Here is a 9,958-nt window from a genome sequence, read left to right on the forward strand (position 1 = left end):
CGAGTCATCTATTGTTATTGTTGCAGAAGGCAATGAAGTACAAGTTCCATTACTTACCGTAAAAGTATAGTTTCCTGGAATTAATCCTGTAACCGTAAAAGTTGCTCCGCTGTTGTTGATAATATTATTTGCGGTACCAATTTGTGTCAAAGTCCATGAACCGGCTGGTAGGCCGCTTAATAAAACGCTTCCTGCTTCTGTACATGTAAAAGGAGTTTTTGTTCCTTCTAATGGTGCTCCCGGTAATGGGTTCACTGTAATAGTAGCCGAAGTAGAGTTTACAGCTCCACAACTACCGCTTTGTACAACTGCTCGGTAAGAAGTTGTTGCAGTCAGATTAGTAGCAGTAAGACTTGCAGTCGTGTTAGCAATTGTTGTTCCTGCTGTAGCAAAATTATTCAAAGAGGATTCCCATCTCAATACGTTTCCGGTATGTCCCGCTAAAGTTAATGTTGTACTATTTGTTCCTGAACATACTGCTGTTGATCCTCCGACTGAGCCTGCAATTGTTGTTGGAGAAATAATTATTGTAGTAGAAGTAGAATTTAGAGCTCCACAACTACCACTTTGTACAACTGCTCGGTAAGAAGTTGTTGCAGTCAGATTAGTAGCAGTAAAGTTTGCAGTCGTGTTAACAATTGGTGTTCCCGCAGTAGCAAAATTATCTAGCGAAGATTCCCATCTTACGATGCTTCCTGTATATCCTGTTAAGGTTAAACCTGTACTATTTGTTCCTGTACATACAGTTGTTCCGCCGCCAACAGATCCTGCAACCGTTCCAGGAGAAACAGTTACTGTAGCCGAAGCAGAATTCAAAGCTCCACAGCTTCCGCTTTGTACAACTGCTCGGTAAGAAGTTGTTGCAGTCAAATTGGTAGCAGTAAAGTTTGCAGTCGTGTTAGCAATTGGTGTTCCCGCAGTAGCGAAATTATTTAGCGAAGATTCCCATCTCAATACACTTCCCGTATGGCCTGTTAAGGTTAAACCTGTGCTATTTGTTCCTGTACATACCGTTGTTCCGCCGCCAACAGATCCTGCAACTGTCGTAGGAGAAACAGTTACTGTAGCAGAAGCAGAATTTAAAGCTCCACAGCTGCCGCTTTGTACAACTGCTCGGTAAGAAGTTGTTGCAGTCAGATTAGTAGCAGTAAAGTTTGCAGTTGTATTAGTAATTGGTGTTCCTGCAGTGGCAAAATTATCTAGCGAAGATTCCCATCTTAATACACTTCCCGTATGTCCTGTTAAGGTTAAAGATGTGCTATTAGTTCCTGTACATACAGTTGCGCCACCGCCAACAGATCCTGCAACTGTCGCAGGTGATGCTACAATAGCAGATGATGAAGTCGAAGCTGTCGCTCTACACCCATTAGTATTAGTATAATTAATAGTTACTGCTTTACTTGTTGCAGTAAGGAACTTTAAAATTACTGTATCAGATGCGTTTGTACCTCCAGAAGTGATTGTATAATCTAGTCCGAGAGTTCCTGGAAATCCCCATGTGTAATTTGACATTCCGGCTTGGGTAGTATACGTAACATCAGTATTCACACATATTGTCGCAGGTTGTACCGTAAAACTCGGTATAGGTAAAGGATTAACTGTTACTGTCAAAGTAAAAGGAGTTCCTGTACAATTACCAGTAATTGGCGTAACTGTGTAAGTTGCTGTTTGTGGTGTAGGAGTTGGATTTAGTAATGTTCCTGTTATACTTGTAGGAGATCCTGTACTTGCAGCACCATTTGTCATACCACCAGTAACTACAGGAGCGTTCCATGTGTATGTTGTTCCCGAAGGAATAGTGCCATTTGTAGCATTTGGTGTTACTGTAAAAGCAACTCCAGTACAAGCAGAAGATGTCATTGGATTAATTGTGGCAGATGTCATATCCACCATTACTGAGCCGCTGGGAGTGGGTGATCCTCCACATGTTGTTACAACACGGTAGTATGTTTTAGCCGTTTGAGAAGTTGTAAATGTTGGGCCAGAATTAGCTATATCCAGATATCTAATTAATAAATTATCAATTGCATGTATATCATTCGACGCTCCTGTTCGTGCAGCAAATTTAAATTTCCATGTTGATTTATTTGCAGAAAGATATGCTGCTGGTAAGGCAAGATCTGAAACTACTGTTTGACCATTTACTTTTAATAATAATCTTCCTCTTGCATCCACTGTTAAAATGACTGGTGTATTTCCACTAGTAGGTCTTAGAGGCGGAGCATCAATTGCAGAATTAAAAAGAGTATTTCCGGCATATTGTATTCTTATGCGGCTTCCTACCGCAACACCCTCATTGTCATAAGTATCAAACTGAATAATTATCCCAGTACCCTGACCATTTTCTCCTCCTGTGGCATCACTTGTAATGTCTCCGGCATAACTCAAACTAAAACCATCAGCCCCACCGCCCCCGGAAGGAATTTGATAATCGAAATTAACAGTAAAAGCATCTACAACATTAATTCCCGGTGTGTTTTGAATAACATATGCTCCATATGAACTATTTACAGCAGAAGTTAATACCAATTGCCCTCCTGTTACAGCAGCAGTCCCATACACATTTGTATTTGCTGGTAATGAATTGAAAAGTTCTGTACCAAAAAAAGATGTCGTTTTTGTAATTGCATCTGTCCATGGGGCATTGCCATCTGGAGAGGTCTGCCAAACATAAGAAGCACCATCGGTAAGTGTACTACTTGGTAAAGAAAGTACAAAAGGTGAATTGGGACATACAGAAGCAGAAGTACTAACTGGATTTCCGGATGTACCTGAACATCCAGACAAAACATTTATTAAATAATCTTCTATTTGGCCAATACTACCAGTTGCAGAACATGGAGTTGTATTATAGCTTCCTACGCGGCCAATTATACGCATTTTTATATTTCCTGTTGCAGCAGCAATCGGAACTTGTATATAAGTAGAAGCTACTTTACTATCTGTTCCCGAAGAATCGTTGATAGTTCCTATCACAAAATATTCACCAGAATCATCAAAATCACCATCATTATTCCAGTCAATAAATGCTGTGTAATAACCATTCACATTTCCTCCGGTATTTCCTTTAACAGTAAGAGGATAATATTGTCCTTTGGCAACATTAGTTTTTGTAACATCGCCTGTAAAATTTTCGTAAGCTGTTGTACTAGATGCAGAAGTTGTCTTAAGTAATGTATTAAATGAAACACTTGTAATAGGCACTACACTTGTAAAGCTATTTGTAGAACATACTGGAGTCCAATTAAACGTTAATCCTGAGGAAGGTAATCGACCTGAATTGTTACTACAAGCAGCTGTGTTATTTCCTCCTGCGGTTGAAGTCGCCCATGTTCCTGTAGTCACGGATCTATTATTATAATCTGTATTAGATGTTCCTCTCAATCCTACTTGTGCATTTAAGTTTGTACCATTCGTAGTACATGAACCGTATATAATTTGTATCAAATTTGTAGATTCACTCAGTCTTATCTGGAAGTTTAGGTTACCATCATTTGCACCTGTATTATATCTCCTTGCTGATTTCCACTCTGCAATAAAAACTCTATTTGGAGCAGTTCCTGTTGTTGTATATACAATAGAAGTATTTCCTGTCAAATCCATACCAAAAGCACTAATAGCACCTGCATATGTTGTTCCAGATGAGATAGGAGACCATTCATTGTTTGCTCCTGCACTTCCAAAAGTTAAAGAACCATTGGCATTTATTGAACAAGTTGTATAGTTTACATTATTATACCTAAATGTAAAATTAAGAGGTATGGTATTAGCTGTTGCGGCATCATCCCAATTAGCAGCTATCGCTGTTGTACCGGTTATAGACGAAAATGTTCCTGTACTTTGAGAAAAGGTGTAAGTTGATACCTGTGCACTGGCACCATACAAAACAAAAAACATTCCTAAGCAAAGCATTTTTAGATTTGAAACGACATATTTTTCAAATAGGAAATTTAAACATTTCGATAAAAATAAAAAAAAGGAGTAGAGTAGTTTTCTAATCATATGTGTTGTGGTATTAAATTTCTAAATTTGTTTTTGGTTATAAAACGTAATAAAAAAGTACTATTGGTACTATATTATCTATAATATATTACTTACGTAATGTTTATACTTTCAGTTTTAAAAACATAAAAAACAGGTATTTAAAACTTTTTGTTTAACATTTGTTCAACAAAAAATTTACTCGGCAAAAATATATTAATTCTCTACATAAACAACATTTTAAAGGAAGTCTTTTTGTGAAATGTAAAAAGAATAGATTAAATTTTAACACCAAAATGATTATTTTTAGGATTAATAGTTAAAAAGAAAGAAAAAACTCATGAATTCATTTTTTACCCCAAAAGAAGCCTTACTGAAATTAGAACACTTTTGTGCCTATCAGGAACGATGCCACGCAGAAGTTGTTGCCAAATTATACAGTTTAAAAATGACTTCGGATGAAATTGATTCAATTGTCGTTCAGTTGATTGAAAGCAATTTTTTGAACGAAACAAGATTTGCGTGCAGTTTTGCAAGAGGAAAACACAGAATCAAATTTTGGGGAAAAATCAGGATTACAAATGAGCTCAAAGCAAGACAAATTTCGCCTGCAAATATTACTTTGGCTTTAAAAGAAATTTCTTCAGAAGAATATGGAGACACCTTCAGTCAACTTTCAGAAAGGTGCTGGAATTCGATTCATGAAAAAAACATTCTCAAAAAAAGAAAAAAATTCTGTGATTATATGTTGAGAAGAGGTTATGAAAGTTTTTTGGTTTATGATAAAGTCAAAGAATTAGAACAAGTTTAAATTATTAATTCATATTGAAAAAATCAGAATTTCTCTCTTCTGAATAATCTTATTTTTCCAAAAACCCAATGTGGTAATTTACTTATGTTTTCCTTAATAACTAATAGTTATAAAATATTACTTTCTTGCGAAATATTCATAAAAAAAGACGTTTTTTAAAATTATTTTTTAAAAAACGTCTTTTTTTAGGCCTTAATTTACGATTATTCCTATAATTTATTTTGACTATTTATAAGAAATAACATAGATTGTTAATTTTCATGATGTAGTTCATCGATTATTTTAACATTTCAACGATTAAAGAGGCATTCCAAAAACCTCTTGATTTTCTAACACGAAGATGTATTTATATTTGCGGAGTTAAATTCTATGCCAAACATAACATCCTGATTGAAAAAGTTTAACATGACTAAACTGTTTCATTTTGGATGTAAATTTTTTGAAGAAAAAATTAAAAAAAAAGGTACGATTCAACAATAAGATTAAAAAATAAAAAAACAATTTTTTGAAAATTTAAATGCCACGATTTATATGATTCTAAAATTACTTTTAAGTATTTTATTTTTTATCATTTTACCCATTTTTAAAATAAGTTCTATAAAATTTCGCTCAAAAATCATCTTTGCCGCGCTTTTTATAGGTTTTAGCTTTAATAATGTTCAAGCTCAATGCAATTCTGGTGCAACTGCCGGAGTAGTGAGCAGTAATACTGATAAAATATGTGTTGGTTCGACTGAAGATTTCTGGTCAGCCGGCGGATGGGGCGGTGGAACTTGGTCGTCCTCTAATCCATCTATAGCTGAAGTAACGACTTCAGGTAATGGTAATAATCCAAAGGTCAAAGGAATTGCACCAGGAACTGTAGATATTATTTATACGCTCACTCAATCAGGTTGTAGCGTTGTAAAAACTTCTAAAAAAACAATTACAGTATATGGTGCATTAGGAGCCACCGGGAATATTTCCGGGGTAAGTGTACAATGTAACGGAAACACAAGTCAGGTATATTCAGTACCCGTTGTAACTAATGCGGTAACTTATACATGGACTGTACCTTCTGGCTGGACTATTGTTTCGGGTCAAAACACGAATTCAATTACTACAACAATTGGTTCGGGTTCTGGTAATATAACATTAGCAGTTGCAAATGGCTGTAAAACAAATAATTTAGAATACTACTATGTTGGTATTAACTCAAATAAAACAGTAAAACCAACAATTACTGCAAGCGGAAGTACATCTCTTTGTGCCGGAGGTAGTGTAATACTTACATCAAGTATTCAGGACAGTTATCTATGGTCTACAGGTGAAACAACAAGATCGATAACGGTTAGTACCGCCGGAACATATACGGTAAAAACAACAAAATCAGGTTATTGCCCAAGTGACCTGTCGAATCCGGTGAATGTTACTGTATCAGCTGCACCAACTTTTACTGTATCTCCTTCATCGCCAGTGTGTGCCAATACTAATGTTACGTACACGACTCAAAGTGGCAAAACCAATTATGCATGGTCAATTCCTGGTACAGCCGGTAATGATTATACCATAATTTCTGGAGGAATAGGAACAGGCAGCAATACAGTTACCCTTCAATGGAAGACAGGGGGAAGTAAAACTGTAACTATCAATTACAGAAATAGTGATGGTTGTATAGCAGTAGTTCCGACATCTTCCACGACTAATGTAAATGCAGCCCCGACAGCTCCAATAGCAGGAGCTATTAATCCGTCTACTTGTACAGCTAGTGGAAGCGTAACTTTAACAGGCTTACCAACTGGAACATGGACATTAACGCAAACTGGTAGTTTTCCAAACTCTATAACAAATACAGGCTCAAGCTATACTGTTACAAATTTGGCTGTAGGGACTTACAATTTTACAGTAAGTAATGGTTCATGTACTTCATCGCCACTTTCTAATGTGCAAATTGCAGATCAATCGACTGCGACATGGAATGGAACTTTATGGGAAGCTGGAATAACTCCGAATGCCACAAAGAAGGTTGTTTTTACAGGATCTTATACTATGACTTCAGATTTAGAAGCCTGTTCATGTACCATCAATTCAGGCGTAAATGTTTCGGTTGCTACCGGAGTTACCCTGAAGATTACGAATGCAGTCAATGTTGCAGCCGGAGCTAGTTTGACTTTTGAAGATAGTTCAAGTCTGTTGCAGGTTAATGATGCCTCTGTCAATACAGGAATCATTACCTACAAACGTATCAGCAAAAAGATCCGTCAGGCAGATTTCGTTTACTGGTCTACACCGGTAAGTCCTCAAAAACTAATTGATGTTTCCCCGGGTACTCAATATAATATGTACATGGGCTTTACCGGAACGAATTGGCTGGTAACAGACCGAAACACCGATATGATGGTGGGGAAAGGGTATATTATCCGCGGACCTCAAAACTATTCCAATACTGCCAGAACAGATTATCAGGCTTCCTTTAAAGGAGTTCCTAATAATGGGACCATATCTGGAGAGACATTGCAGGCAGGTAAATTTTACCTGATCGGAAACCCATATCCATCAGCCTTAAAAGCTTCGGCATTTTTGGCAGGAAACTCATTTATGAACGGAACCCTTTATTTCTGGACACATAACACTCCTGTAGTATTGGGTGGTGCGTATCAATATACGACCAGTGATTATGCTGCTTACAACCTGACAGGAGGAACAGGTACTGCACCGAGTGCAAATGCAGGAAACAACAATTCCACACCATCGGGATATATTGCGGCAGGGCAATCCTTTTTTGCCAGCGCAGCTACTGACGGAACCGTCCAGTTCAATAACGGAATGCGTGAAGGCGGAGCTAAGAATGACCAGTTCTTCAAGCCCGGAAAAACAGGCAAAGTAACTACAGAAGACGCACATATCTGGCTTAACCTGACCAATGACAAAGGGGCATTCAAGCAGATGCTGGTTGGTTATATAGACGGAGCGACAAACGGCTTTGACAAAAACTATGACGGACCTACTTTTGACGGAAACATATATGTTGATTTCTACAGTGTCAATAACCAGGATAAATTTACCATTCAGGGACGTTCCCAACCTTTTGCAGATTCCGATGTGGTGCCTTTGGGATACCGAACTACAATCGCAGGTGATTTTACCATTTCAATTGATCAGGCCGATGGCAATCTTGAAAACCAAGCTGTTTATATCGAGGACAAGACAACCGGAGTGATCCATGATCTGAAAGCCGGTAAGTTTACCTTTACCACGGCAGCCGGTAACTTTAATGATCGTCTGGTATTGCTTTATACCAACAAAACATTAGGCACGGGAGATTTCGCAAACACTGAAAATGATTTAATTGTTTCCGTAAAAGAAAAGGTAATTAAAGTCAATTCTGCAAAAGAAAGTATTCAGCAAATAAGCATTTTTGATATTACAGGAAAAACCCTTTATACCAAAAACAAAATTGAAGCAACTGATTTCCAAATATCAAATTTACAATCCGGAAATCAGGTTTTATTTATAAAAGTAACTTTAGAGAACGGTTTCATCCTATCTAAAAAAATAATTTTTAATTGATTTTATAACCAATCTATATGAATCCGACAGTTTGCTGTCGGATTTTTTCGGTTTTAATTAAGAACAAAATTTATAACAAACTGTATACTCAAAAATTTAGAAGCAAATTAATAACCAATTAAATAAAAACTAAATTCTATGCCTCCAAAAATACTACTCACCATTCGTTCTTTATTTTTAAAAAATTTAATACTGCTTTCTTTTCTAATATCTTTTAAGGCATTTAGTCAAAATACAATCACAAGAATTCATACGGACTGGAAAGGATATTGGAGTTCTAATTCAACTACCGGAGTAGGAAACCGTCCGGACACTGCAAATAATTTACTAGCCTTTGCATGGAATGGTCAAACCTATTCAACAGGTGTTAGTGATAACACACTTACAACAAACGGTATATCTTTTAGCGCTCAGAAATTTAGAGCATTAAAAATCCAAACCTTAGGATTAGACTCTGGCATGTATATTTTACAAGGGTCAATGATTGACGGATCGACAAGTACGGCAACTTTAGTACCGCCATTGGCAGGTACTAGTGCTACTGGTGCAGAGCTTGCTTCCAGGCTTACAGATGGAAGTAATGGATTGACTTTAGGTACAGGCGTCGCTAATATAAAAGCGGGTGTAGCAGAATTTAAGATTGGAACAAATAACTTAAACCTGACTGGTATTGGAGATGCAGTTCCTGATTTAATTGTAACTCAGGTAGCAGATCCCGGCGGAAGCAGTTCGGCCGATAAATTTAAATTTATTGATGCTTCCGGAAATACAGTTGGAAACGAAATATCTGTGGCTTTTGGATCGGTTACTGCTATTGGTACATATAGTCTTGATTTATTTAAGGCAGATGGAGGTGCGAATGGTTTTTCTCCGGCATCAACAAGAGATATCAGAATGTTGGGAATTGAAACGAGTTCTTTTGGAATTACAGCTGCAAATGCTGCGCAGGTAGATCGTTTTGTAATTACTTTTTCTGGTAGTTCAGATTGTGCTTTTATAGCTTTCAATACAAATTCACTTAAGATTGCTGAATTAGGTTTAGTGAAAAAAGCTACAATGGCATCTTGCGGTAAATTAGGAGATGTTATTAATTATACTTTTGAAGTAACAAATACAGGAGAAGTTCCTATAACCAATATTCAGGTTACAGATCCAATGCCGGGAATGGTAATTTCCGGAAATCCAATTTCCAGCTTAGCCGTTGGTGCAAAAGCCACCTTAGCGGGTACTTATACAATTACAGCTGCAGATGTAACAGCAGGAAGAGTTACAAATTCAGCCAGAGTAACAGGAACAGATCCTTCATTAAATATCGTTGAAGATATTTCTGGACAAACAAATACCGATAATATACCTACTATAACAGTTCTTTTGTCGCCTCCAACTATTGGAACAATAACAAATACAACATGCACTAATTTAGGAACTGTTGTTCTGAATAATTTACCTGCCACAGGAACATGGACTATCGAAAGAAGCCCTGGCCTTATCACAACGACAGGTTCAGGAACATCTGCAACAATAACAGGACTTTCTGCAGGTACCTATACTTTTAGAGTAACAAACAGTACCGGGTGTAAATCTCCTGCAACGGCCGATGTAGTTATTACAAATCAA

General features: G+C 37.0%; 3 protein-coding genes and 1 pseudogene. 3 read left to right on the forward strand and 1 reads right to left on the reverse strand.

All coding sequences use genetic code 11. The features are described 5' to 3' along the window. Positions 1 to 3,912 (reverse strand): beta strand repeat-containing protein (locus JOD96_RS22280; RefSeq protein ID WP_245188483.1); only part of this gene is annotated, 3,912 nt, incomplete at its 3' end. A 409-nt stretch (positions 3,913 to 4,321) separates the two neighbouring features. On the opposite strand from JOD96_RS22280, the gene JOD96_RS22285 reads away from it, so the two are divergent. The 3 genes and pseudogenes from JOD96_RS22285 to JOD96_RS22295 all read left to right on the forward strand — a co-directional run. After that, the gene (locus tag JOD96_RS22285; protein ID WP_209566439.1) at positions 4,322 to 4,792 is read left to right on the forward strand and encodes a regulatory protein RecX; all 471 of its coding nucleotides are present in this window, start codon (positions 4,322 to 4,324) and stop codon (positions 4,790 to 4,792) included. 531 nt (positions 4,793 to 5,323) lie between these two features. After that, the gene (locus tag JOD96_RS22290) at positions 5,324 to 8,341 is read left to right on the forward strand and encodes a T9SS sorting signal type C domain-containing protein (protein WP_209566440.1); all 3,018 of its coding nucleotides are present in this window, start codon (positions 5,324 to 5,326) and stop codon (positions 8,339 to 8,341) included. A 138-nt stretch (positions 8,342 to 8,479) separates the two neighbouring features. Continuing rightward, positions 8,480 to 9,958, forward strand: a pseudogene (locus JOD96_RS22295) (DUF11 domain-containing protein); the annotation flags it as partial.

Source organism: Flavobacterium sp. 1355, from assembly GCF_017833415.1.
Lineage (GTDB): Bacteria > Bacteroidota > Bacteroidia > Flavobacteriales > Flavobacteriaceae > Flavobacterium.